Annotated in this window: 25 protein-coding genes and 1 tRNA gene; 19 read left to right on the plus strand and 7 right to left on the minus strand. The window is 65.2% G+C overall.

Going from position 1 to position 22,629, the window contains the following annotated elements; genetic code table 11:
* Positions 1–13: 13 nt before the first annotated feature.
* Both ACQUQO_RS12470 and ACQUQO_RS12475 read left to right on the plus strand, forming a co-directional pair.
* Positions 14–1,390 (plus strand): dihydrolipoyl dehydrogenase family protein, encoded by a 1,377-nt coding sequence (locus ACQUQO_RS12470; protein WP_435078345.1) that lies wholly within the window; start codon positions 14–16, stop codon positions 1,388–1,390.
* Positions 1,391–1,449: 59 nt separating this feature from the next.
* On the plus strand, positions 1,450–1,800 hold the full coding sequence (locus ACQUQO_RS12475; RefSeq protein ID WP_435078372.1) for a DsrE family protein: 351 nt from the start codon (positions 1,450–1,452) through the stop codon (positions 1,798–1,800).
* Between the two features lie 47 nt (positions 1,801–1,847).
* Here the strand turns inward: ACQUQO_RS12475 and ACQUQO_RS12480 are convergent, their stop codons facing one another.
* Positions 1,848–2,153 carry a hypothetical protein gene (locus ACQUQO_RS12480; RefSeq protein WP_435078346.1) on the minus strand — a complete coding sequence of 102 codons (306 nt, stop codon included), beginning with the start codon at positions 2,151–2,153 and terminating at the stop codon, positions 1,848–1,850.
* A 141-nt stretch (positions 2,154–2,294) separates the two neighbouring features.
* Here ACQUQO_RS12480 and ACQUQO_RS12485 point away from each other — a divergent pair, with 141 nt between their 5' ends.
* Positions 2,295–3,305 (plus strand): threonine aldolase family protein, encoded by a 1,011-nt coding sequence (locus ACQUQO_RS12485; protein ID WP_435078347.1) that lies wholly within the window; start codon positions 2,295–2,297, stop codon positions 3,303–3,305.
* Here ACQUQO_RS12485 and ACQUQO_RS12490 read toward each other — a convergent pair.
* Positions 3,302–3,433: a hypothetical protein gene (locus tag ACQUQO_RS12490; RefSeq protein ID WP_435078348.1), complete on the minus strand. Its 132-nt coding sequence runs from the start codon at positions 3,431–3,433 to the stop codon at positions 3,302–3,304. The two genes, ACQUQO_RS12485 and ACQUQO_RS12490, sit on opposite strands and share 4 nt — an antisense overlap.
* A gap of 42 nt (positions 3,434–3,475) precedes the next feature.
* A complete protein-coding gene (locus tag ACQUQO_RS12495) occupies positions 3,476–3,985 on the minus strand; it encodes a metallophosphoesterase (protein WP_435078349.1) in 510 nt (169 codons plus the stop codon).
* A 182-nt stretch (positions 3,986–4,167) separates the two neighbouring features.
* On the opposite strand from ACQUQO_RS12495, the gene ACQUQO_RS12500 reads away from it, so the two are divergent.
* Positions 4,168–4,914 (plus strand): proteasome assembly chaperone family protein, encoded by a 747-nt coding sequence (locus ACQUQO_RS12500; RefSeq protein ID WP_435078350.1) that lies wholly within the window; start codon positions 4,168–4,170, stop codon positions 4,912–4,914.
* 306 nt (positions 4,915–5,220) lie between these two features.
* On the opposite strand, the gene ACQUQO_RS12505 is transcribed toward ACQUQO_RS12500, so the two are convergent.
* Positions 5,221–5,565: a hypothetical protein gene (locus tag ACQUQO_RS12505; protein WP_435078351.1), complete on the minus strand. Its 345-nt coding sequence runs from the start codon at positions 5,563–5,565 to the stop codon at positions 5,221–5,223.
* Between the two features lie 116 nt (positions 5,566–5,681).
* On the opposite strand from ACQUQO_RS12505, the gene ACQUQO_RS12510 reads away from it, so the two are divergent.
* The 9 genes from ACQUQO_RS12510 (at position 5,682) to ACQUQO_RS12550 (ending at position 16,376) form a co-directional block, all read left to right on the plus strand.
* Positions 5,682–6,416, plus strand: a complete 735-nt coding sequence (locus ACQUQO_RS12510) for an ABC transporter ATP-binding protein (RefSeq protein WP_435078352.1) — start codon at positions 5,682–5,684, stop codon at positions 6,414–6,416.
* A complete protein-coding gene (locus ACQUQO_RS12515; RefSeq protein WP_435078353.1) occupies positions 6,413–8,053 on the plus strand; it encodes a hypothetical protein in 1,641 nt (546 codons plus the stop codon). Before ACQUQO_RS12510 ends, ACQUQO_RS12515 begins: the two co-directional genes overlap by 4 nt.
* An 89-nt stretch (positions 8,054–8,142) precedes the next feature.
* A complete protein-coding gene (gene aroA / locus ACQUQO_RS12520; RefSeq protein ID WP_435078354.1) occupies positions 8,143–9,432 on the plus strand; it encodes a 3-phosphoshikimate 1-carboxyvinyltransferase in 1,290 nt (429 codons plus the stop codon).
* Between the two features lie 43 nt (positions 9,433–9,475).
* Positions 9,476–10,657 carry an iron-containing alcohol dehydrogenase family protein gene (locus tag ACQUQO_RS12525; RefSeq protein ID WP_435078355.1) on the plus strand — a complete coding sequence of 394 codons (1,182 nt, stop codon included), beginning with the start codon at positions 9,476–9,478 and terminating at the stop codon, positions 10,655–10,657.
* A 253-nt stretch (positions 10,658–10,910) separates the two neighbouring features.
* Positions 10,911–12,098 carry a chorismate synthase gene (gene aroC / locus ACQUQO_RS12530; protein WP_435078356.1) on the plus strand — a complete coding sequence of 396 codons (1,188 nt, stop codon included), beginning with the start codon at positions 10,911–10,913 and terminating at the stop codon, positions 12,096–12,098.
* Positions 12,099–12,176: 78 nt separating this feature from the next.
* Positions 12,177–12,650 carry a hypothetical protein gene (locus tag ACQUQO_RS12535; protein WP_435078357.1) on the plus strand — a complete coding sequence of 158 codons (474 nt, stop codon included), beginning with the start codon at positions 12,177–12,179 and terminating at the stop codon, positions 12,648–12,650.
* Positions 12,651–14,216 carry a sodium/proline symporter gene (locus ACQUQO_RS12540; RefSeq protein WP_435078358.1) on the plus strand — a complete coding sequence of 522 codons (1,566 nt, stop codon included), beginning with the start codon at positions 12,651–12,653 and terminating at the stop codon, positions 14,214–14,216.
* On the plus strand, positions 14,213–14,689 hold the full coding sequence (locus ACQUQO_RS12545) for a hypothetical protein (protein WP_435078359.1): 477 nt from the start codon (positions 14,213–14,215) through the stop codon (positions 14,687–14,689). The genes ACQUQO_RS12540 and ACQUQO_RS12545 overlap by 4 nt, the downstream gene beginning before the upstream one ends.
* Before the next feature lie 37 nt (positions 14,690–14,726).
* Positions 14,727–16,376 (plus strand): AMP-binding protein, encoded by a 1,650-nt coding sequence (locus tag ACQUQO_RS12550; RefSeq protein WP_435078360.1) that lies wholly within the window; start codon positions 14,727–14,729, stop codon positions 16,374–16,376.
* A 1-nt stretch (position 16,377) separates the two neighbouring features.
* Here ACQUQO_RS12550 and ACQUQO_RS12555 read toward each other — a convergent pair whose 3' ends face one another.
* Positions 16,378–16,575, minus strand: a complete 198-nt coding sequence (locus ACQUQO_RS12555; RefSeq protein WP_435078361.1) for a hypothetical protein — start codon at positions 16,573–16,575, stop codon at positions 16,378–16,380.
* Between the two features lie 159 nt (positions 16,576–16,734).
* On the opposite strand from ACQUQO_RS12555, the gene ACQUQO_RS12560 reads away from it, so the two are divergent.
* From ACQUQO_RS12560 to ACQUQO_RS12570, 3 genes are all read left to right on the plus strand, one after another.
* Positions 16,735–17,478 carry a hypothetical protein gene (locus ACQUQO_RS12560; RefSeq protein WP_435078362.1) on the plus strand — a complete coding sequence of 248 codons (744 nt, stop codon included), beginning with the start codon at positions 16,735–16,737 and terminating at the stop codon, positions 17,476–17,478.
* A gap of 26 nt (positions 17,479–17,504) precedes the next feature.
* Positions 17,505–17,587 (plus strand) — tRNA-Ser (locus tag ACQUQO_RS12565).
* Complete coding sequence (locus tag ACQUQO_RS12570) at positions 17,563–17,817, plus strand: hypothetical protein (protein ID WP_435078363.1); 255 nt, start codon at positions 17,563–17,565, stop codon at positions 17,815–17,817. Before ACQUQO_RS12565 ends, ACQUQO_RS12570 begins: the two co-directional genes overlap by 25 nt.
* A 122-nt stretch (positions 17,818–17,939) precedes the next feature.
* On the opposite strand, the gene ACQUQO_RS12575 is transcribed toward ACQUQO_RS12570, so the two are convergent.
* Complete coding sequence (locus tag ACQUQO_RS12575) at positions 17,940–19,025, minus strand: class I SAM-dependent methyltransferase (protein WP_435078364.1); 1,086 nt, start codon at positions 19,023–19,025, stop codon at positions 17,940–17,942.
* Positions 19,026–19,279: 254 nt separating this feature from the next.
* On the minus strand, positions 19,280–20,065 hold the full coding sequence (locus ACQUQO_RS12580) for a helix-turn-helix transcriptional regulator (protein ID WP_435078365.1): 786 nt from the start codon (positions 20,063–20,065) through the stop codon (positions 19,280–19,282).
* Between the two features lie 243 nt (positions 20,066–20,308).
* Between ACQUQO_RS12580 and ACQUQO_RS12585 the strand changes: the two genes are divergently transcribed.
* The 3 genes from ACQUQO_RS12585 to ACQUQO_RS12595 all read left to right on the plus strand — a co-directional run bounded on the left by ACQUQO_RS12585 (position 20,309) and on the right by ACQUQO_RS12595 (position 22,598).
* Positions 20,309–20,629 carry a DUF5785 family protein gene (locus tag ACQUQO_RS12585; protein WP_435078366.1) on the plus strand — a complete coding sequence of 107 codons (321 nt, stop codon included), beginning with the start codon at positions 20,309–20,311 and terminating at the stop codon, positions 20,627–20,629.
* 55 nt (positions 20,630–20,684) lie between these two features.
* The gene (locus tag ACQUQO_RS12590; RefSeq protein WP_435078367.1) at positions 20,685–22,118 is read left to right on the plus strand and encodes a hypothetical protein; all 1,434 of its coding nucleotides are present in this window, start codon (positions 20,685–20,687) and stop codon (positions 22,116–22,118) included.
* Positions 22,119–22,241: 123 nt separating this feature from the next.
* Positions 22,242–22,598: a hypothetical protein gene (locus ACQUQO_RS12595; protein ID WP_435078368.1), complete on the plus strand. Its 357-nt coding sequence runs from the start codon at positions 22,242–22,244 to the stop codon at positions 22,596–22,598.
* Positions 22,599–22,629: the final 31 nt, after the last annotated feature.

A 22,629-nucleotide genomic window follows, 5' to 3' on the forward strand; every position in this document is an offset into this window, starting at 1 on the left:
TATCGAACTCGCAATGGTTGATTTCGACTGCATCGTCTTCGGCGGCGGCACCGGCAACACGGTCGCCTCGGCGGCGGCTGACGCGGGATTGGAGACCGCACTCGTCGAGCGCGGACCGCTCGGGGGGTTGTGTCTCAACCGCGGTTGCAACCCCTCGAAGATGCTCATCCAGCACGCGAACACGCTCAACAGCGTCCGCGCGGCCGCGGACTTCGGCATCGAGACCACCATCGAGGAGGTCCACTTCGGCGAGTTCGTCCGCGAGGTGAACGAGGAACTCGCCGAGGCCGCGGCGAGAAAGGAGTCGAACAAACGCGAGGAGGACAATCTGACGCTGTTTCAGGAGGAAGCCCGATTCGTCGACGACCACACCATCGAGACCGCAAGCGGCGAGACGCACACGGGCGAGAGGATCGTCATCGCGGCCGGGAGCACGCCCGTGGTTCCCGACGCCATCGACGGACTCAACGATGTGGATTTCATGACCAGCGACGACGCCATCCGACTCGAAGAACCGCCGGACAGGTTGGTGGCGCTCGGCGGCGGCTACATCGCCGCCGAACTCGGTTACTACTTCGACGCGTTCGGCACCGACGTGACACTCATCGAGATGGAGGACACGCTCGTCTCCCGCGAGGACACCGATGTCGCCGAAGCCTTCACCGACATCGCCCGCGAGCGCCACGAGGTGCGAACCGGCTATCGCGCCACCGAAGTCACCGAATCCGACGGCGAACTCACCGTGACCGCCGAATCGGAGGCGGGCGAGGAAATCGAGGTGACGGGCGACGAACTGCTCGTGGCGCTGGGTCGCCGGCCGAACACCGACAGCATCGACCTCGACGCGACGGGCGTCGCAACGACCGACGCGGGCTTCATCGCGACCGACGAAGAGTTGGAGACAAGCGTCGAAAACGTCTGGGCGATGGGTGACATCGCGGACAACGGGATGTTCAAACACTCGGGCGACTACGAGGGTGAAATCATGACCGCGAACGTCGCCCGCGACGAGGGACGGAAGGCGGATTTCACCGCCCTGCCGCACGCGGTCTTCACCGAACCGCAGATCGGCGCGGTCGGCGAGACCGAGGCGGCGCTCGAAGACGATGGACGGGAATACGTCGTCGGGCGGGCCGCCTTCACCGATACGGCGATGAGCCGGGCGCTGAAACTCGACGAGGGGTTCGTGAAGGTGCTCGCCGACCCCAGTAGTCATGAGATTCTCGGCTGTCACATCATCGGCCACGAGGCCTCGACGCTGCTCCACGAGGTGACCCCCGCCGTCCGTCACGGATTGGGTACCGATGCCCTCGCAAACACGCTGATTCACGCCCACCCCGCGCTGAGCAAGGTCGTGATGAAGGCGTGTGCGGACGTTGCGGCGGAGTGAACGCGGCAAAGGTGCCCGACGACGATGGATATTCCCCGCTGGCAGCCCTCGTCCGAGGCGTGCTCGAAGACAACAAGACGGTGTTTCACCTCATCGGCGGCAGCGCGGACGAACAGGACCTCGCGCTCACGCTCGCCGAGAACCTCACCGAGGACGACAGCATCGAGATGGACGACATCGCGGTGCTCGCACAGGCCGAAGGTATCGACCCGGTGACCAAAGAGGGCGACGAGAGCGACCGCGTGCGAGCACTCGTCGAGGACGGCGTGTCGGTCAAAGCGTGTTCGAACACGCTCGCCATGTTCGACCTCGACGAATCGGACCTCGTCGACGGCGTCGAGACCGTCTCGTCGGGTGTCGGCGAACTCACCCGGCTACAGAACGACGGCTACGCCTACATCCGGCCGTAGTCCGAACGAGGACGGCCGCCGTTTCGAGTCGAACTCGCCCTCTGTCCCTACTCACCGTTCGGCGGCGTGTCGTTGCCGGAGCCGTCGAGCTGGTCGAGCGTCGCTTCGAGTAGCTCCCGTCTGTCGGCATTGCGCGCCAACACGTGCTGACGCCACCGCTCCTGGTCGGAATCGAGCGTGAGATACAGCACTTCCGTTCCGATGAGGACGGTCGCGGTGCTGGTCACGTCGTGGCGGTGTTCGCGGCCGGTCGGGAGTTCGATGACGCTTCGCACCCCCGGGCGTTCGCGGAGATGCTCGATGTCGCTCACCGAGAGGGACTGTCCGGGCAGTTCGGTGGCCAACTCCACCATCGTATCGAAGTACACGACTTGTGATGTTATCGGTTGTGCCTGCTGGTGACGGCCCGCAGGCTTCGGGTCGGGTTCGACGGAACATGGCGAGTACGGCGAGGATGACGCGGAGTATTTGACGCCCGGAGCGGTACGGAGACCGTGATAGACCTCCGAAGCGACACGGTGACACGGCCCGACGACGCGATGCGCGAGGCGGCCCGGACCGCCGAGGTCGGCGACGACGTCTACGGCGAGGACCCCACAGTAAACGACCTCGAAGCCCGCGCCGCAGCGGCCGTCGGCATGGACGCCGCTCTCTACGTGCCGACCGGAACGATGGGCAATCAAATCGCCGCACGCACCCACACCCACAGGGGAAGCGAACTGCTCTGTGAGCGCACGAGCCACATCTACAACTGGGAGGTCGGCGGTCTCGCCCAGCTCTCAGGACTGCAAGTTCGTCCTGTGGACGGCGGCGAGCGCGGCGTCATCAGCCCCGAAGACGTTCACGAGGAATTCGTCGAGCGAAGCGCTCACCGGCCCGGCACTGGACTACTGGCGCTCGAAAACACCCACAACCGGAGGGGTGGCGTCGCCATCATCGCCGAGGAGATCGACGCGGCCGCCGCAGCCGCCCACGAGCACGATATCCCTGTCCACGTCGACGGCGCACGCCTGTTCAACGCGAGCGTCGCACTCGACACGCCAGCGCCGCGACTGCTCGAAAACATCGACTCCGTAATGTTCTGTCTCTCGAAAGGTCTCGGCGCGCCCGTCGGCTCGATGCTCGCCGGTAGCGAGGCGTTCATCGCCCGCGCACGCCGCAACCGGAAGCTTCTGGGTGGCGGGATGCGCCAAGCCGGCATCATTGCCGCGCCCGGACTGAAAGCGCTCGCAAACGTCGAGCGTCTCGCCGACGACCACGCAAACGCCCGGACGCTCGCGGTGGGACTCGACGCCATCGACGGACTCAGCGTCGACACGCCCGACACGAACATCGTCCTCGTCGAGACCCGAGAGCCAGCCGAGGCGTTCGTCGAACGGGTTGTCGAGGAGGGCGTGCGCGCGTCGGCCTTCGGCGAGCACATCGTGCGGCTGTGTACCCACTGGGACGTCGATGGCGACGATATCGAGAAGGCAATCGAGGGCGTCAGGCGGGCGACGAACTAGCGACGGCCACGCTCGGCCCCCTCGCGGAAGGCCGTCGCGGTGCGCCGGATGAGGAGGTAAAAGCCGAAAAATACCAGCAGGATGACCGCCAGCAGCGCGAGCAATACCGGGTCGATACCGAAGGCCATGCGAGCGGTAGCCGACCGCCGCCTAAATCCGTTTCGGGCCGTTCACAGTCGTACCCGAAACTCCTCGAAACCCTCGCCGTCAGGCTCGCGGAGCCGCCCCTCGACGTGACCCTTCTCGATGGCAAGTTCCGCGTAGGCCGGCCGATACCACCGCGGGTCGGCGTGACTGCCCGGATTCAGGAGGGTGACGTCGCCCGTGTCGGTGACGCCCGGCTGATGTGAGTGGCCGGAAACCACGAGGTCCGCGCCCTCCTGCCGGCCGAACAGGCCCAATGCAGTCTCGTCGCGCTCGTCGCCGTGGGTGAGCGCGATGGAGAGACCATCGTGGTCGAAAACGCATTCGCCGGGCAGACGCTCGCGGACGGCCGGTGTGGCGTTGTTGCCATGAACGGCCCGGAGGTCGGCGCACTCGGCTTCGAAGGCGTCGAGAACGCGCTCGGTCGTGAAATCGCCGGCGTGGACGACCAGTTCGGCCTCGCGGACGGCATCGAGGAGGGAGCCGTCGAGGCGATGGCCGTCCGTGCCGTGGGTATCCGAGAGAACGCAGAGCACGGCCGCCCTAGCCACCGTGAGCGAAAAACCGTTCTGGATGGGTCGCCGCCGCAGTCCGGACGACATCGGCGCGCGTGCCGGTTTTCGTACGGTGACTGTGATTCGTGTTCCGGAAACCATCGACCACCGTGGTTCACCAGCCCGACGCCAACGGTTAACACACCGCCGGGCGAAGGGGGCGTATGTCACAGCAGCCAGCACTGGACGGGCCATCGTTCCACGTCGAGCAGGAGGCGGAGCCGGCGGCCGAAACCCTCATCGCCGGGTTCTCGACGTTCGGTCTCGCCGGTCTCACCGCCGTCGACTATATCGTCGACCACCTCGACCTCGAAGAGCGCGGCCACGTCACCGTCGACCAACTGCCGACGATTACGCCCTTCGAGAACGGCACGCCGCGCCATCACACGCGACTGTTCTCGCGTGACGGTCTCGACGTCACGGTGTTGGTGGGGGATTTGTTCATCCCACCCTTCGCCGCCGAGGCGTTCAGCACGGCACTTTTGGAGTGGACGGAAGCGAACGACGTTTCGGAGGTCACAGTGCTGTCGGGGATTCCGATTCCGCACGGGCCGGACGGCCATCGGGTGTTCTACGTCGCCTCCGAGGACTACCAGGAGCGCCGGCTCTCCGAGGCGGAGCTACCGCCGATGACCGAGGGGTTCCTCGATGGGGTGAACGCGAGTCTGATGCAGCGTGGGATGGAAAGCGACCTCGCCACCGGGATTCTCACGACGCCGGTCCACAGTCAAGGACCGGACATCGAGGCCGCGCTCCGGCTCATCGAGGGCGTGCGCACGGTCTATGACCTCGATATCGACACCGAGCCGCTCGAAACGTTCGCCGCCGAGGTCAAGAACTACTACGAGGGCCTGAGCCAGCACCTCGAAGCGGCCGAGCCACAGGACCGCCACGACATCATGTTCGGATAGCGCGCGGTGTGGCTGCGGTGGCGGCCGCGGTGCGGTAGCAGCGGTGCGGCGACGGGTGCGGTAGCGGCGGGTGCGATTCCTCGGTGGATGAAGGGCGAGACCACGAACGGAGTGAGTGGTCGAGGGCTTCTGCGGTGCGGTTGCGGTGTCGGGTGCGGAAAGTGCAGTATCCGCGCGAACGGAGTGAGCGCGGTTGGCCGCTCGCACGGTTTGCGAGCGGGAGTTTTTGGTCCAGATTTTTGCGAGGGGTTGAGCGCGAGCGAACGGAGTGAGCAAGCGCGATGCCCCGAAGTAAAAGGTGGGGTTTCAGAGGAACTCGCGGACCTCGGAGTACCACATCTCGTGGTGGTCGAGCGCGCCGACCCGGCGGGCGATATCGGCGGCGAGGACGTGCCAGCAGCGCTGGCTCTCGTCGTCGGCATCGAGGTTGTAGGCCGAGTCCTTGCAGGTGCAGCCGCCGCCCTCGACGACGTACTCGTCGGTGTGGCCCACCACGACGGTGAAATCGAGGTACTGCTTGACGCGCCGTTCGGCGACCGCCTCGATGGCCCGAACCCCGCGGTCGCCGTGCGTGTCGATGATGCGCTCGGTGATGGACGAGTCGAGTTCGCCGGCCTCGTCGAGCGCGCGCTGCCACTCGGTTGCGGTCACAGCGGGGGTTCGTACCGGTGGATGAAAACCCGTTCGATGGCCGGTGCGGTGCGGATGTTCACAGGCCGGTCGCATCAGATGAAAATGTTTTTGCCGTGATTGACTGATTGGTTAGTATGCCGCCCGCCATCGAAACGGAGGACCTGACGAAGCGCTTCGACGAGACGGCCGTGGTCTCGGATGTCGATCTCACCGTGCCTGCCGGGTCGGTCTATGGGTTTTTGGGTCCGAACGGTGCGGGCAAGACGACGACCATGCGGATGCTGACGACGCTGGTGCGCCCGACGAGCGGCACGGCCCGCGTCGCCGGCCACTCAATCGAGAACCGCGACGAAGTGGTCTCGGAGATCGGGTTTCTGCCCGAGGAGCCGCCGCTGTACGACGAACTCACCGCGCGCGAGCAGCTGCGTTACGTCACCGGTCTCCGCGACGTCGAACGGGACGACCGCATCGAGACGCTGCTTTCGCGTCTCGACCTCGCCGAGGACGCGAACGAGCGGGTGGGTACGTACTCGAAGGGGATGAAACAGAAGACGGCGCTGATTCAGGCGGTCGTCCACGAGCCGAGCGTGGTCTTCCTCGACGAACCCACATCGGGACTCGACCCGCGCGCCGCGCGCACGGTCTATGACCTCATCACCGAACTCGCCGACGGCGGCACCACCGTCTTCCTCTCGACGCACATTCTTCCTGTGGTCGAGCGACTCGCCGACATGGTCGGCGTGCTCTACGAAGGGTCGCTGGTCGCCGAGGATGCACCCGAGCAACTCACCCATCGCGCCGAGGAAGAACGCTCGCTCGAAGACGTCTTCCTCGACGTGACGAGCGAGCGGCCGGCGGAGGCCCGATGAACTGGCCGGCGCTCGATACGAGCCTCGCCATCGCCCGCGTCGAGTACCGTCGAAGTCTGCGCGCGACGTTGCAGAACAAGACGCAGCTGCTTGGCTTCGGTGTCTTTCTCCTTTTGTTCGTGGGAGTGCCGACCGTCGGCGGAAGCTACGCCGCCTATACCTATGGCGAACGGATTCTCGACGCGCTGCCGGTGCTCGACGGTGCGCGCGGTGCGCTCGCGCTCGCGTGGCTCGGACCAGTAGCTCTCATCGCACAGCGCGCCGTCGGCAAGACCGCGCGCATCGAGCACGAGGCGGGTATGCTGACGACCGTGCCGGCCCCCGATGTCCTTGGAGGATTGGTACTGGCCGAGGCCGCGCGCGTGCTGTCGGTCGCCGCGGTGCCGGTGGTCGCGGTGGCGGGGGCGTTCGCACTCGGCATCGGCGCACCGGCGGCCGTTCTCACCATTGTCGTGGCACTGCTCGCAGTGTTCGTGACGGCGCTGCTCGCGGGCCACATCGTGGGTGTCGTCATCAAGATCGTCATCGGCCAGTCCGAACTGCTGACTCGATACAAGTCCGTCCTCGCGGTCGTCGCCTTCATCGCCTACTTCGTCGCGGTCTCCTCGGAGGCGTTCGGGCGCGCCCTCGTCGAACTGTTCGGGCTATTGCAGGCCTCCCCCACGGCGTGGTTCGGCGACCTGCTCGTGGCCGGGGTTCCCGGTGTCGCGCCGTCGCCGGTGCGGATAGCGGGCGCGCTCGCACTGGTCGCAGTCGGTGTCCCAATACTGTTGGCTGTCGACGTGCGTGCGGCCGAGCGGCTCTGGTACGCTGATAGGGCGCAGCCGGGGACGCGGACCTACGAGGAGAGCGATTCCGACTCCACCGTTCTCTCGCGGGTCGCCGCGGGACCGACGCGCGCAGTCGTGACGAAAATCTGGCGACGGACGCGGCGCGCGCCGATACGGCTCATCTACGTGGTCTACCCGCTCTTTTTCCTGTTCGCGCCGCTCCAGCAGGCGTTCACCACGGGCGAGATTCCCACCTCGTTGCCGATTCTGCTGGCGCTGTACGGGGTGTGGGCGGTCGGCGCGGCGGCGCTCAACCCGCTCGGCGACGAGGGGGCGCTGCTGCCGGTGACGCTCACGACGGGGGTTCGCGGCGGGCAGTTCGTTCGCGGACACGTCCTCGCGGTGACTGCCATCGGACTCCCGCTGGTGGTCGGGGCGACGGCGCTCGCCGGGTTCCTGAGTCCGCTCGACCCCGCGAGTTGGGTCACGCTCGCGGCCGTGAGCGCGGTACTCTGTGTCGTCGGGCCAGTGCTCGCGCTGGCCATTGGCACGCGATTCCCGCGCTTCGGGACGGTTCGCGTGAGTCGGAGTCGGGAAGTGGTGGTCCCAAGCAAGACCGCCTTCGCCTGCTATACGCTCGTGGTGGCCGTCGGCGCTCTCGGGAGTGCGGTCGCGTTGATTCCGAGCGTCGCGGCCCTCCTTTCCGGTCTCATCGGCTTCGTCACCGGCTATCTTGACCTCTCGGTCGCCATCGGCGCGTCGGTGCTCCGTGTCGGCGGCGGCACCGTCGCGCTCGCGCTCGGTCTCGTCGCCCCGCCGCTTGCCTACCGCTACGTCTCCCGGCGGTTCGATTCGTACACGCTCTGAGAGTGCGAACGGTCGAAAGTGGTCGGACCACGAGCCGAAATCGCGGGTGTGGTCGGCAGTCTGATACCGCCGCCGTCCGAGGAGTCGGTATGAACGCCGATGTCGGCACCTCCACGATTGGCGGGGCGGTCGGAGCACCACCGTCGAAGAGTTACACCCATCGGGCGATTCTGGCGGCAGGCTACGCCGACGGCCGAACACGTATCGAACGACCGCTCGTGAGCGCCGACACGCGCGCGACTGCACGCGCGGTCGAGAGCTTCGGCGGGAGTGTCGAAGGACTCACCGACGACAGCGATGGCGTCGTGGTTCGAGGGTTCGGCCGCCCCCACACACCGGAGGACGTCATCGACTGTGCCAACAGCGGGACGACGATGCGCCTCGTCACCGCGACGGCGGCGCTCGCCGACGGTTTGACTGTTCTCACCGGCGACGAATCGCTTCGCTCGCGCCCACACGGACCGCTGCTGTCGGCCATTCGGAGTCTAGAGGGGCGTGCCGAGAGCACGCGCGCGAACGGGCAGGCCCCGCTCGTCGTTGGCGGTCCGGTGGCGGGGGGACGTGTTTCGATGCCCGGCGACGTCTCCTCGCAGTTCGTGACCGCACTCTTGATGGCCGGCGCGCGCTCGGCGGACGGCATCGACATCGTCCTCGAAACCGAGCTGAAGTCCGCCCCGTACGTCGAAATCACCCGCGAGGTACTCGGCGACTTCGGCGTCGCAACCGATGCCACGACGGCGGGATTCGCGGTCGCGGGTGGACAGACCTACGATGCAGGTGGCGAGTATCGCGTGCCGGGCGATTTCTCCTCGATGTCCTATCTGCTCGCTGCCGGCGCGCTCGCAGCCGATGAGGGACTCGAAGTCCGAGGTGCGTACCCGAGCGCACAGGGCGACAGCGCCATCGTGGACATCCTCGAACGGATGGGCGCTGACATCTTGTGGAGCCGCGACGATGGCGTGATTTCGGTCGCGCGCTCCCCGCTTTCGGGTGCCGAAATCGATGTCGGCGACACACCCGATCTGCTCCCGACGCTCGCCGTCCTCGGAGCCGTGGCCGACGGCGAGACGCGGCTCGTGAACGCCGAACACGTCCGCTACAAGGAAACCGACCGCGTGAGCGCGATGGCCGACGAACTCGAAACGATGGGCGTGTCCATCACCGAGCGGGCGGACTCACTGACGATACATGGCGACGAATCGAGCCTTCGGGGCGCACGCGTCGATGGCCGGGGCGACCACCGTATCGTGATGGCGCTCGCGGTCGCCGGACTGGTCGCGGAGGGCACGACCACCGTCACGGGTGCCGAACACGTCGCTGTCTCGTTTCCGGACTTTTTCGACGTGCTTGCCGACCTCGGGGCCGCGGTGACGCGGTAGCGACCGGACCAACCGTTATCCCGCACACGGTCGTCTCTGGGGCATGGACTCCATCGAGCCGTTCGAGTACGACAACGCCGCGGGGCGAATCGCGTTCGGCCGAGGCACTACTGCGGACCTCGATGCGATGGTCGCCGACGCGGGCGCAGAGCGTGCGCTCGTGGTCTGTGGGTCGAACGTCGGCGCGAACCGCACGCTGATGGACCCAATCGAGGCGGGTCTCGGCGACCGACTCGCGGGTATCTTCGACGAGACTACCCCCGCGAAATCGGCGCGGAGTGCCGTCGATGGCGTCGAAGCAATGGACGGGACGAACGCCGACGCGCTCGTCGCGGTCGGGGGCGGCAGCAGCATCGACCTCGCGCGGGCGATGCGAGCGATTCGGGCCGACGGCCGCTCCTACGAGGAACTTCGCGCGCACGCCGCCGACACGGATGCACTTCCGGTGCCAGACGAAGACCTCGCGCCGCTTATCGCTGTGCCAACGACGTTCGCGGGCGCGGACCTCTCGACCGGTGGGTCGGTGACGTTCGACGAGGAGGACGAGGACCTCCTCGCGGGCTTTGGCGACGCGGCGCTCGTGCCCGACGCGCTGGCGTACGACCCGACCCTCTTCGAGACCACGCCCGCTGGGGCACTGTTCGGTTCGGCGATGAACGGCTTCGATAAGGGTCTCGAACTCCCGTACTCCCGGCACGCGAACCCGTTGACGGACGCGCCCGCGCTCCGCGGACTGACGCTGTTGGGCGAGTCGCTGCCCCGACTCCCTGCCGACGAGCCGGCCGTGATGGAGCGTGCGGTCGCGGGCATCGTGCTCGTCCAGTACGGCCGGGCGACGGGCGGACCGGGGCTGCTGTCGGTGATTCACGCCTTCGGTCACGGCCTGCGCGCACAGGGCATCCAGCAGGGTATCGCCCACGCGGTGATGGCTCCACTGGTGCTGGAGCTGCTCTTTTCGGAAGTCGATGGCCGCCGCGACGCACTCGCCGCGGCGCTCGACGTGGACGGGGCGAGCGACACCGCTGCGGCGGTCGTCGACGCCGTGCGGGAGGTGCGCGACGGGATGGAATTGCCTGCTCGGCTCCGCGAGGTCGAGGATATCGAACGCGAGGCACTCCCCGCCGTCGCCGAAGCCGTCCACGGCGACCGATTCATCGACAACGGTCCCGAGGGGTTCGACCCGACAGTCGAGGAAATCGAGGAGACGCTTGAGACGGCGTGGTGACGACGGTTGCGGTGGCGCGCGCTCGCGCTCGTGTGCGAACGAAGTGAGCACACGAGCGCGCATCGGCGTGCGAGGGATGAGCGGAGCGAGTGAAACGAGCGGGGCGAATCGGTTGGGGAGGCATGTGGCGGTCGCGGTGCGGTAGCGGGAGGCCAGTTGACCGTACCGCGAACGAGCGGAGCGAGTGAGCGAGGACCCGAAGTAAAAAGGTGGGATTGCAACCTTCAAATCCCCGCAGGCCAATCATGAGAGCATGAACGGCAACGAGTTCGGCCGGCTCTTCCGGGTGACGACCTTCGGCGAGAGCCACGGCGAGGCGATGGGCGTCACGGTATCGGGCTGTCCTGCGGGGTTAGAACTCGACGAGGAGGACATCCAGCGCGACCTCGACCGGCGAAAGCCCGGCCAGTCCCACATCACGACCAGCCGTGGTGAACCCGATGCCGTGGCCATCAAGAGCGGCACGCAGGACGGCTTTACGACTGGGACGCCAATCGGGATGGTCATCCAGAACAAGGACGCTCGCTCCGGGAAGTACGAGCCGTTCATCACCGCACCCAGACCCAGCCACGGCGATTTCACCTATTCGGCGAAGTTCGGCACCAGAAACTGGGGCGGCGGCGGGCGCTCGTCGGCCCGCGAGACCGCGAACTGGGTCGCCGCCGGCGCGATTGCGAAGAAGATTCTCGGAAGCGAGGGCATCGAAATCCGTGCACACGTCAACCAGATCGGCGACATCGAGGCCCCCGAGGTGAGTTTCGAGGCGATGGGCGAGCACGTCGAGGAGAACGATGTCCGGTGTGCCCATCCCGCAACGGCCGAGCGGATGCGCGCGGAGATCGACCAGTACCAGGAGGAAGGCGACTCCATCGGCGGTGCCATCGCCTTCGAGATTCGTGGCGCGCCCCGCGGGCTTGGCGCACCACGGTTCGATTCCGTGCCGGCGCGACTCGGCCGAGCAATGATGAGCGTACCAGCCGCGACGGGCTTCGAGTTCGGACTCGGGCGGGCGGCGCGGCACTATCGGGGCAGCGAGCGCAACGAAGACTGGACGTTCAGCGACGACGGCGACCCTGTTCCGGTCGGTAACGACCACGGTGGGTTGCAGGGCGGCATCACGACCGGCCAGCCAATCACCGGCGAAGTGACGCTGCACGCGCCGACCTCGATTCCCACGAAACAGACCACCGTCGACTGGGAGACCGGCGAGGAGAAGGAGGCCCAAGTCATCGGTCGCCACGACCCCGTGCTCCCGCCGCGGGGCGTGCCCGTCGTGGAGGCGATGGCCGCGCTCACGATGGTCGATTTCATGCTTTTGGGTGGGAACGTCAATCCCGACCGGATGGACGGCGATACGGGCGAGTACGACACCGACTACCACCCATCGAGTCCCGAGAACGACCCCGACGCGCCGACGAGCGCCGAACCGACCGAGGACTAACCGAATCCCATGGACCGTTCACGTTCGTGTTTGGACTCCAACATGGGATTTTATCACGGCGTTCGGTGACGAACGAGTATGCCGCGTAACGTACTGATGTCGGCCATCGGCCTGCTGGCGCTCGGGGCACTGGTGGCCACCGCGTTAGGAACCTATCGAATCCTCTCGTACATCGCCGCCCTGCTCATCGTCGGGGTCGTCGCCAGTTCGTCCATCGAGCGGGGGAACAGCGAGTTCGATATCGCTCCCTATGAGGGGTTGGTGGCGCTGCTCGGGGGAACCTTCCTCGTCGGCCTGACGGCCATCTGGTTGCTGTGGACGCCGGGTCAGACGGAGTACACCTATCTGTTCGGAATTCCACAGGCCACGCTCGCCTACCTCGTCCTGATATGGCTCGTTCCCCTGCTGGGAGCCATCCTCTACTCGTTTCGCTTCCCGGCCATCGGTGGCGACGATATCGTGGATGGCATCATGCAGCGGGCGCGTTCGGCACAGGATGAACGGCGACTACCGCTGGTTCCTGAACGAACCCGACAGGAGGGTGATGACTGAATGGTACCCCTACAGGCGATTCCGGTCGCCGACGACCCGTTCGTGCTGCTGTTCGGCTCGGTCTATCTGCTCATCGTGCTCGCCATCGGTGCGTGGGGCTATCTCCAGACGGAATCGACGACGGATTTCCTCATCACGGGGAAATCAATCGGTACGTGGGTGCTCGCGCTGACGGCCTTCTCGGTCATCCAGTCGGGTTTTGGCTTCGTCGGCGGCCCGGAACTCATCTATGCCTACGGGACGACCTCCTTCTGGATTTTCCTGACTGCTCCATTGGGATTCGTCGTCACGTGGGTCGTCCTCGCAAAGCGGATGCGCATTCTCGCCGACGTGCGGGACGTGCTCACGCTCGCCGACGGGATGTACGTCCGCTACGAGAGCGCGTGGGTCCGCGGGCTGACCGCGGTCGCGGTGGTCATCGGCGTCATCGCCTACCTCGCCACGAACCTCGCCGCACTCCAGTACGTGATGCGCGCCATCTTCGGGATTCCAGTCATCGTGGGACTGTTCGGCGGCGCGGCCATCCTGTTGCTCTACAGCATGCTCGGCGGGATGATAGCCGGCGTCTGGACGGATTTCGTCCAAGCCATCACGATGATCGTCGGCGCAGTCATCGTGTTTTACTTCGCCATCTCCTTCGGCGGCGGCATCGGCAACATCTCCAGAAACCTCGCCAGCGCCGATCCGTCGCTGATTTCGCCGTTCGGCACGCTCGGCATCGAAACGGCGCTCGCCACCCCCATCTTCGGCGCGCTCGGCTGGTGGATCATGTTCTCCATCGGTTCGGCCGGCCAACCACATCTCATCACGAAGTTCTACATGAGCCGAAATCTCAAAATTCTCCGTTGGGGTGCGCCAATCGCCGCCATCTCGTATGCGGTGTCGAGCCTGCTCGCGCTCTCTACTGGACTTTCGTTGCGCTCGATGGTCGAGGCCGGCGAGGTGAGCGCCCCGTCGAGCGCCTCGATTGCCGGTCCGGTGTTCGTCCTCGAATACACACCCGGCGTCGTGGCCGGACTGATTCTCGCCGCGCTGCTGGCGGCCATCATGTCCACCAGCGACTCGTTCCTCAACATCGGCGCGGCGGCCATCTCTCGTGACATCCCGCGCGCGTTCGGCCGGTCCATCAACGACGACCGAACGGAGCTACGAGTCACGCAGGCCGCGCTCGCGGGGCTGACCGTGATGGCCACGCTCGTCGTCTTCTTCTCCGACGAACTAGTGGGAATCCTCGGAACCATCGGGTGGGGCTTTTTCGCCGCCGCCATCTTCCCCGTCGCCGCGCTCGGCATGAACTGGAAGGGTGCGACGAAGGAGGGCGCTGTCGCCGCGGTGGTCGTCGGGATGGGCATCAACATCGTCTTCAGTGCCGTGCCGCGCATCGCCGAGACCGCCGGGGCCGCGTTCGGCGGCGCGCTCAGCGGGTTTTATAGTGCCTTGTTCGGTGGTCTCCCCGTTGGAGCCACGGCGCTGCTCGCGGCCATCGTCGCGTTCGTCGGCGTCTCGCTCGTGACCCAATCGAACGCGCGCGTGCCGGAGGACATCGCCGCCATCATGGACCGATGAGCGAGAACTCCGCCGACCCCATCACGGGACGGTTCACCGAGTGGTTTCGCAACCGGCCGACCTCCCTCGAATTCTGGGAACTGGTCGTCGGCGAGAACAGTCTCGGATGCTGTTTCGCCGGCGAGTCGTTCAGTTCGCTGTTGCTGCGGGCCGACATGGGCGAATCGACGCGGAGCGACCTCAACGACTGTTCGACAATCGAGGAGTGCGTCGCGCTCGACGACCGAAACTTCACGATACCGCTATCGTCGCTGACGACGCTTCGGCTGCGCGAGGGAACTCGAACCCGACGGACACAGTTGCGGATCGCGTGGAGTGAAAATGGCAACGGGGAAGGAGACGAAACCTCGTGGACGCTCTCGAACACCGCCCGTGGAGAGCCACAAACCGACCTCGTTCGTGCGCTCGCCGACCGCGATGCCCCCGCCGATGCCGAGGTCGGCATCGACTCGCGCCGGCTCGCCTTCCTCTGAACCGAACCGTTTTGTGACCACTCGACGGACAGCAACCATGACATGGACACTCACACTCGACGGCGAAAGCTACGAAACGGCCCGCGAGCGCTTCGCGTGGGACTTCCCGGACGGCTACAATCTCGCAGCGGACCTCGTGAGGAAACACGACCCGGACGATCCGGCGTTGTATCAAGCCTATCCCGACGGCCGCCGCGAAACGTACACGTTCGGCGACCTCGATACGCTCTCGGACCGACTGGCGAACGGTCTCGAAGAGCGAGGAATCGAGAGCGGGAACCGAGTGGCGGTCGTCCTGCCACAGCGGCCCGAAAACCTGCTCACGCATCTCGCGTGCTGGAAACTCGGCGCGATATCGCTCCCGCTATCGGTGCTGTTCGGAACTGATTCGATGCGCTATCGCCTCGACGACAGCGGCGCGCAAGTCGTCGTCACCGACCCTGCTGTAACGGAAACGGCTTTGCAGGTGGCCCCCGACTGCGATTCGCTGGAGCACGTCGTCGAGGCGACGCCGGGCGCGGTCGGGGATTCCGGAAAGCCGACCGACGGCGCGCTCGCCTTTGCTGACCTCCTCGGAAGCGAGGGCTTCGACCCGGCCGACACCGACGCCGACACGCCCGCGGTCATCCTCTACACCAGCGGTTCGACCGGCCCGCCGAAGGGCGTGCTCCACTCGCATGGCGTCTGGGTCGGCCACTGTCCGGCGTTTTCGATGTACTTCGAGGGCGACCTCGACGGCGTCTACTGGACGCCCGCCGACTGGGCGTGGATCGGCGCACTCGGCGACTTGGTCTTTCCGGCACTCCATTACGGCCAACCGGTCGTCGGCTACCCGATGGAGGGCTTCGGCCCCGAGAAAGCCTTTGCGCTCATGGCCGAGTTCGACGTCACTGGAGCGTTCGTCCCACCGACCGCGATTCGCATGCTGATGGGCGTTGAGAATCCCTCGAAGTACGACCTCGCGCTCGAAGCGGTCTGTTCGGGCGGCGAACCTCTCACTCCAGAAATCCTCGACTGGGCCGACGAGGAACTCGCTGGCGTCGCGGTCAACGAACTCTATGGCCAGACCGAGGCGAACCTGCTCGTGACCAATAGACAGGGATGGTTTCCGGCCCGAGCGGGCAGCATGGGCAAGCCAGCGCCGGGCCACGAGGTTGCAATCATCGACCCCGAAACCGGCGAGAAGCGCGAACGAGGAGAGGTGGGCGAAATCGCCGTCAAGCGTAGCGACGACCCAGTCGTCTTTCGGGAATACTGGAACGAACCCGAAAAGACCGTCGACGCCACGGTCGACGACTGGCATTTAACTGGTGACCTCGGCAGCAGGGACGAGGAGGGGTATCTCTGGTTCAAATCCCGCGACGACGACGTCATCATCACGAGCGGCTACCGTGTCGGACCGGGCGAGGTCGAGCGAGCGATTCTCGACCACGATGGTGTAGAGCAGGTCGGCGTCGTCGGCGTGCCCGACGAGACTCGCGGCGAGGTCATCAAGGCGTTCGTGCAGCCGGTTGCGGACGACGGCTCGGACTCGCTGGGCGAGGAGATTCGGGACCTCGTGCGCGAGCGGCTGGCGAAGTACGAGTACCCACGAGACATCGAATTCGTCGAGAGCCTCCCGCAGACCACTACTGGGAAGATACAGCGCCGGAAGCTCCGCGAGCGGGAGGCCGACGGCGACGAGTGAGTCACCAGTAGGGGTTCGACAGCCACCGGCGCGAGCGCGTGCCGACGGCGCTCATCGCCCCGATGGCGACGACCAGCAACATGAGGACGGCAACTACCGTCGGCACGAGCGCGTTCAGCGCGAGCACGACCACGCTACCGATAGCCGTGAGGGCGACGAGCAGGACGACGAATCCGGCGAGCAGCCGTGAAAGCCACATCTCAGGCGCTCCGTGGTCGGTGGCTGTGTTCGATGGCGCAAGCGCTGTGAGCGTTCATCCGTGTGAGCGAGTGACAGCACCGTCGTGCATAAGCTTCGTGGTCCGCCGGGCAACCACGCGAGCCACGACGTTCAAAAGCGCCGCGCGCCGAGTGCGTCCATGACCACAGTCGCCGTCCTCTGTGACGCGCCAAACGAGGGCGTGCTGGCCGACCTCGTGGCGACGACGCCGCTTGCCGAAAGCGAAACCCCAAATCTCTACGCCGCGATGTGTGCAGACGTGTTCCGCGCGGTCGAGGCAAGCGCGAGCGACCTGCTCGTCAACTACCGTCCGAGCGCGTCCGGCGACACCGAGGGCGAACTCCGTGCGCTCGCCGACGCCGCCCTCGAAAATCCGAACGCGGTGCGCTACGAGGAGCAGGTCGGCTCGACGTTCGCCGGTCGCGTCGGCAACACCGTCACGCATCTGCTCGAAAGCGAGGAGGAGAGTTCGGCGATGGCCATCGAGCCGACCGCGCCCTTCCTCACCCGTGGCGACATCGACGGACTGGCGATGAAACTCCGCCGGAGCGACGTCGTGCTCGGACCCGCCTCACAGGGACGAGTCTACGCCGCCGGCTTTGCTTCGACGGTGGATTTCGCGGATGCCTACACACCGCCGGCAATCGAGACGCTCACCGCCCGCGCGAACGATGCCGGTCTCGACGTCGATTACGGCCCGATGGCTCCCGTGGTCGAGACGGGCACGGACCTTGCGGGCGCGCTCGCGCTCGTCCGTGCGCGCCGACGGGCTGGACGCGACGTTCCCCACCACACCGCCGAGTGTCTCGACGAACTCGGACTGGCGCTCGTCGAGGAGGACGGCGACCTCGAACCGACGAAAACGGACACCGACAGGTCTTAGACGCCCGCCGGGGTAGTCGTGGCTGCGGTGGGGTGGCAGAGTGGACGATTGCGCCTGTCTTGAAAACAGGTGGCCTTTGGCCTCATGGGTTCGAATCCCATCCCCACCGCGTTTCTCGTGAACACGCACGACGAGCGAAGCGAGGAGTGCCGTGAACGAGAAACGCGACACGTTGGGATTCGAATCAGAGAGTGGGAGGTGAGCGAGCAGTGGGAGATGCGAGCGAAGCGAGCATCTCCAAATGGCGAACGGCGAGCAGAGCGAGCCGTGAGCAGCGAGCGAGCGGAACGACCGTGGTTCGAATCCATCCCCACCGATTCTTGCGAGCACACCCTGTGAGCGCCCTGTAAGCGAGAAAAGGGAACGATAGCATTCCTCGTTCGCAGGGTTGATGGGTGTATCACCCAATGGATCCGACTATTCTGTCCTGTTTTCGTCGTTCTGTGGTCTAAGCGTCATCGTCACGGTTTGGCCTCAAATACGAGATTCATGGGCGTCTCGGCTGCCCGATAGAACTGGGTGAACCCGCCGTCGGTGACAACCTCCCGGATGTCTGCCTCGCCGGCCTGTGCACCCAGCACGCGCTCGCCCTCCTGATCGAGTGCGCCCGGCGTACAAACCAGTGTCGAGACCGAGTAGAACACCCGGCCCAGCGGATTCAGATTGTCCTCCACGAGGTCGTTCGCGTAGGGTTCGACCAGCATCCACGTGCCGTCGTCGGTGAGCGTGTCGCGGACGTGTGCCGCCGCACCCACGGGATCGCCCATGTCGTGGAATGCGTCGAACGTGGCCACGAAGTCGTAGCTCGCGCCGTTGTACGACTTGGCGGTCGCCACCTCGAAGCTCACGCGGTCGGCGACGCCAGCGTCGGCTGCTCGCTCGCGCGCCGTCGCTATCGATTCCTCGTGGTAGTCGATGCCGACGAACGTCGATTCGGGATACGCATCGGCCATGAGGATGGTCGATGCACCGTGGCCACACCCCACGTCGGCGACGCGGCCGCCGGCTTCGAGCGTCGCGTCCACACCGTCGAGCGCGGGAATCCAACTCTGAACGAGGTTCGCCGCGTAGTTTGGTCTGAAGGAGCGTTCGGTACCGGGGAACAGGCCCGCGTCGTGTTCGTGCCAGCCCACACCCTCGCCCGTGCGGAACGCCTCGGCGAGTTGGGGTTCGATCTTGGCCGCCGACAGGGCGACCTGAAAGTCACTCGGCAAGAATGCCGGGCCGTTCTCGTCGGCCAGTACCGCAGCCTGCTCGGGGGTGAGGGTGTAGCGGTCGGTCTCTGGGTCGTAGGTGACGTACCCGCCGGCGGCCTGCGAGCGCAGCCACTCGCGGACGTAGCGTTCGGCGGTGTCGGTTTCCTCGGCGAGTCCGGCCGACGTGAGCGGTTCCGCGTATGCGAGTGCTTCGTACAGGCCGAGTTTGTCGCCGATGACGACCAGCGGTGCGTGCGCCGTCGCACCGAAGTCAGTGACGGCCACCCCTAACAGCTTATTTAGTTTTTCTTCGTCGATTGGCTCTTCTGCCGTTCGGGTATCTATTGCCATGATTCTGTGCCTCTGTGGCACGAACTGGTACGATTGGGGTGATGATATAGGCACCTAGTGTGATTCAGGGAACCCATGACTGTCTTGCAGACCGTGCAAGTACGTCATCACCTGCAAGCGGATGAACTGCTCTGGTGGGCGGATCGCTCGATTGACCACCCCACTCGTCAGCAGCGACGCTACGGCTGGCGACACCGCAGTCGAAGACGGACCCTTCAATGATCGACGACAGGTCACAAGCGCGGTGTCGACGCTCATGCCACGATAGCTTCCGGATCGAGGGGTCGAGCGTCGCGTCTGTAGGATTCGTAGAGTGCTTCGGCCCACCGCCTCGCTTCAGGGGCGTCGGTATCGATAGTGGCCCGCATGATTCCGGTCTCGCGGTCGTAGCCAGCAAGCCCGACACGGTCGTCGAAGATGGCACAGGCGCACGGGAGGCCGTCATTTATCAAAATAGTTATATCCCCGTTCTCGATAGCCTTCCGAGCCTGCTCGGGGTGAGAGGCGAGAACCGTCTCAGTGAGGTCGGACGGCCACAGCAACTCCGTCTCCATCCCCTCGATGGCGTTCCGAAAGAGCACTTCCATGTCCGAGGTGACGGTCGTCGTAGTGAATCCACGGATGGTCTTCGTCTCCTCGACCAGTTCGGCAAACCGGCTAACGGTCCGGTCAGGAGAGCCGAACTCCGGAACCGTGACGACCGCATCGGCGAACGACTCGACATCGAATCCGATTTCCTCGGTCGGGAGCCACTGCCAGACCTCGCGCAGCGTTCGCTCGGTTTCCATCCGCTCAAGCAGGTTCAGCATCCCCTCCGCGACGAACGCACCTAGGGAGGTTGCCTCGTATCGGTGCCCGACTCGTTCGACCCAGTACCGCTCTTCGAACTCGCCCAACATCCGCCCGATGGTCGACGACGAGGCCCCGGTCAGCGCCCGGAGGTCGGTCCGGCTTCGGGGGTGCTCGGCCACGGCATCGAGCACCTTGACGCGGTGCTCCGAACGCGAGAGAAACTCGATGTCGTCGAGCGGTTGGTCCATGACTCTCCACAGCCGTTGCCGGACATGTTCGAACCATAACATGATATATGTTTCTAAATGGTGCTGCCATGACGACACTCGTTTTTACCCCATCCACAGCCGGTTTGCTATCGATGTGTGGAATCGGAGCCCGTCTCCGACTATCGCGGGGTTTCGAACACCAACGGATACCAACTGTCCGCGCCCACCGGAACGGTGCTGGCGAGCAGCAACGCTTTTGCGGCGACCGAACGGGTTTCGAACATGGCCGACTGGCCCCACGACCCCGACGGCGAGGAGGGAAGCGAAGGGATGCGCAAGTACGGACAGGCAGTCATCGCGAAGAAAGTCGACGAGCAGGAGGATTTCCCGCTCGACGTGTCGGCGTTCGTCGACGAGCACGGCGACGAGCCGATTCGCCTCAATCACGAGCGGGTCGTCAGTCTCGAAGAGGTCTTCGATGGTGTCTCGGACGACGAAATCGAGGACATCCAGACGATGCACCGCCGCGTCGGCGCGGCGATGCGCGAGAACGGTCTCTGGGAGTACGACGCCGAAAGCGAGGGTCCCGGCACCGAGACCTGACACGGGGTCCGGCGCGGACGAAAGCACCTAAACGCCAGCGGTTGGATTGGCGTACATGACCGGCGGCACCGACTCCACGCGCCACTCCGCCGGCCTGTTCTCGCTGCGGCGAATCCTCGTCGTCGGCTGGGTAACGCTCACCACGGTCGTCTTCTTCAACGTCGCCATCAAGTTCCTCGACCGCGGACTGCTCGGCGCGAACACCCAAATTCCGAAGTTCTGGCCGCTCAGCAAGTTCACCCTCCGCATCGAGCGGCTCCCGCTGCCGGAGGCTCCCGCCTTCGCCATCGCGGCGCTCGTCGTTTTCACCGTTGCAACCGTCTATCTGCTCCGCACCGACCGGACCACCGTCGTGCCGGTGGCCATCGCGGGTGTCGTGCTGGCCGTGCTCACGACGCTGACTCACGGCGTCGGACCGGGGTTGCTCAGGCCGCTGTCGGCACCCGGAACCTACGAACGGGCGGCCATCGGCATCGCCGATCCTGGGGGGTACTACGAGGCCGCCGTCGCCGTCACGGACCCCATCAGGTTCCTCGAAACGTTCGAGGCCCGACAGCTGAGCCTGCCGCTGCATGCGCGCACCCACCCACCGGGTGCGGTGTTCACCTTCTATCTCTTCGAGGTGGTGCTGCCGTCGTCGCTGGCCGTCTCGCTGGTCGTCGGCACGCTCTCGCTCGCGCTCGCGGCGCTGCTGTTGTTCCGCGTGCTCGAAACGTACTACCCGCGCGACGTCGCCCAGTTCACGACCTTCCTGTTCGTCCTCCTGCCGGCCGTCCAGATTTACACCGTGACGACGCTCGACATCGTGATTACGGTCGTCATGCTGGCCGCGGTGTACTGCTTCACGCGCGAATCACAGCTCGTCGCGGCGCTCGGCACGCTCGGCTGCGTGTTCGTCGCCTCGACACAGACGTTCGTGTTCGTCTTCATCCTCCCAGTGCTCGCCGCGTTCGCGGCCATCCGCCCGGCGAAACGCCGCCCGCTCGTCGTCGTCCTCCTCGGGCTAGTCGGCGCGTACGCGTTGCTCGCGGTCGTCTTCGACTTCAATTATCTCGACTCGTTCGCCATCGCCTCCCAGCAGCAAAACCCCGGCGGATTCCTCCTGTTCGCCGAACCGCTGCGTTATCTCTACACGCGCATCGAGGACATCGCCGAAATCCTCCTGTTCTTCACGCCGTATCTAGGACTGCTCGCACTCGCCGGGGCGCGCGTCCTCTGGCAGGGCGCACGCGGCCTCAGCACGCGCGACCGCGAGCCGCTCGTGCTGTTCGGTGCGGCAGTGGTCTCGATTCTCGGGCTGTTCGCCGGCGGCGTCTATCACACCGGCGAGACCGCTCGCGGCGCACTCTTCGTCTATCCGTTCCTCATGCTGCCCGTCGCCGCCGCACTGCGGGCCACGAACGCTTCGCGGCAGCGGCGGGTGCTGCTCGCGGCGGCGGTGTTCGGACAGGCACTCCTGATGCAGCTCGTCGGCGATTACTGGTGGTGAAATCGTTGTGAATAGATCAATTATTTCTTATATCTTCAACACTCGTGTGAATAATTAATATAGTATACATACACCTCACTATACAATGAGTGTACTTTTCCTTTACCTACTATACGTGGGACTATGGTAACCATCGGCCAGACCGTTCTCAGCATTGCAACAGTAATTCTCAGCGTTCTTTTGAGCGGATTTTTTAGCTGGAGGATATCAAAAGGAAAGCTTGAGATGGAATATGAATGGGAACGATACAGTGCTGCTGAGAAGTGGTGCGACGATTATATACGAATAATACGGAAATTACAAGCGAACTTCGAATATAAGCGCCTAATTTTGAAAAAAGGGATTGGGTATTCTGAGAACTGGATGCCTGGCAAGGATTTAGATGAGTACGGTATGAGAATTCTGGAACATTCAGCCAATAGACCGGTTCTTATATTCAGTACCTCACAATGCTCTCGGTTGACTGCTCTTGAGACGTGAATTCGAGGGAGATGCTGATGTCGAGCAGTTG

Source organism: Halococcus sp. AFM35, assembly GCF_051195015.1.
GTDB lineage: Archaea > Halobacteriota > Halobacteria > Halobacteriales > Halococcaceae > Halococcus.

What these genes read in the sequence shown, in the direction of transcription:
- ACQUQO_RS12570 (WP_435078363.1), top strand. Translation starts at nt 17,563, where the DNA reads ATGGGTTCGAATCCCATCCCCACCGCGTTTCTCGTGAACACGCACGAC.
- aroC (WP_435078356.1), top strand. Translation starts at nt 10,911, where the DNA reads ATGAACGGCAACGAGTTCGGCCGGCTCTTCCGGGTGACGACCTTCGGC.
- ACQUQO_RS12585 (WP_435078366.1), top strand. Translation starts at nt 20,309, where the DNA reads ATGGCCGACTGGCCCCACGACCCCGACGGCGAGGAGGGAAGCGAAGGG.
- ACQUQO_RS12545 (WP_435078359.1), top strand. Translation starts at nt 14,213, where the DNA reads ATGAGCGAGAACTCCGCCGACCCCATCACGGGACGGTTCACCGAGTGG.
- ACQUQO_RS12580 (WP_435078365.1), bottom strand. Translation starts at nt 20,065, where the DNA reads ATGGACCAACCGCTCGACGACATCGAGTTTCTCTCGCGTTCGGAGCAC.
- ACQUQO_RS12575 (WP_435078364.1), bottom strand. Translation starts at nt 19,025, where the DNA reads ATGGCAATAGATACCCGAACGGCAGAAGAGCCAATCGACGAAGAAAAA.
- ACQUQO_RS12500 (WP_435078350.1), top strand. Translation starts at nt 4,168, where the DNA reads ATGTCACAGCAGCCAGCACTGGACGGGCCATCGTTCCACGTCGAGCAG.
- ACQUQO_RS12470 (WP_435078345.1), top strand. Translation starts at nt 14, where the DNA reads ATGGTTGATTTCGACTGCATCGTCTTCGGCGGCGGCACCGGCAACACG.
- ACQUQO_RS12550 (WP_435078360.1), top strand. Translation starts at nt 14,727, where the DNA reads ATGACATGGACACTCACACTCGACGGCGAAAGCTACGAAACGGCCCGC.
- ACQUQO_RS12560 (WP_435078362.1), top strand. Translation starts at nt 16,735, where the DNA reads ATGACCACAGTCGCCGTCCTCTGTGACGCGCCAAACGAGGGCGTGCTG.
- ACQUQO_RS12515 (WP_435078353.1), top strand. Translation starts at nt 6,413, where the DNA reads ATGAACTGGCCGGCGCTCGATACGAGCCTCGCCATCGCCCGCGTCGAG.
- ACQUQO_RS12595 (WP_435078368.1), top strand. Translation starts at nt 22,242, where the DNA reads ATGGTAACCATCGGCCAGACCGTTCTCAGCATTGCAACAGTAATTCTC.
- ACQUQO_RS12525 (WP_435078355.1), top strand. Translation starts at nt 9,476, where the DNA reads ATGGACTCCATCGAGCCGTTCGAGTACGACAACGCCGCGGGGCGAATC.
- ACQUQO_RS12490 (WP_435078348.1), bottom strand. Translation starts at nt 3,433, where the DNA reads ATGGCCTTCGGTATCGACCCGGTATTGCTCGCGCTGCTGGCGGTCATC.
- ACQUQO_RS12590 (WP_435078367.1), top strand. Translation starts at nt 20,685, where the DNA reads ATGACCGGCGGCACCGACTCCACGCGCCACTCCGCCGGCCTGTTCTCG.
- ACQUQO_RS12480 (WP_435078346.1), bottom strand. Translation starts at nt 2,153, where the DNA reads ATGGTGGAGTTGGCCACCGAACTGCCCGGACAGTCCCTCTCGGTGAGC.
- ACQUQO_RS12555 (WP_435078361.1), bottom strand. Translation starts at nt 16,575, where the DNA reads ATGTGGCTTTCACGGCTGCTCGCCGGATTCGTCGTCCTGCTCGTCGCC.
- ACQUQO_RS12535 (WP_435078357.1), top strand. Translation starts at nt 12,177, where the DNA reads ATGCCGCGTAACGTACTGATGTCGGCCATCGGCCTGCTGGCGCTCGGG.
- ACQUQO_RS12510 (WP_435078352.1), top strand. Translation starts at nt 5,682, where the DNA reads ATGCCGCCCGCCATCGAAACGGAGGACCTGACGAAGCGCTTCGACGAG.
- aroA (WP_435078354.1), top strand. Translation starts at nt 8,143, where the DNA reads ATGAACGCCGATGTCGGCACCTCCACGATTGGCGGGGCGGTCGGAGCA.
- ACQUQO_RS12540 (WP_435078358.1), top strand. Translation starts at nt 12,651, where the DNA reads ATGGTACCCCTACAGGCGATTCCGGTCGCCGACGACCCGTTCGTGCTG.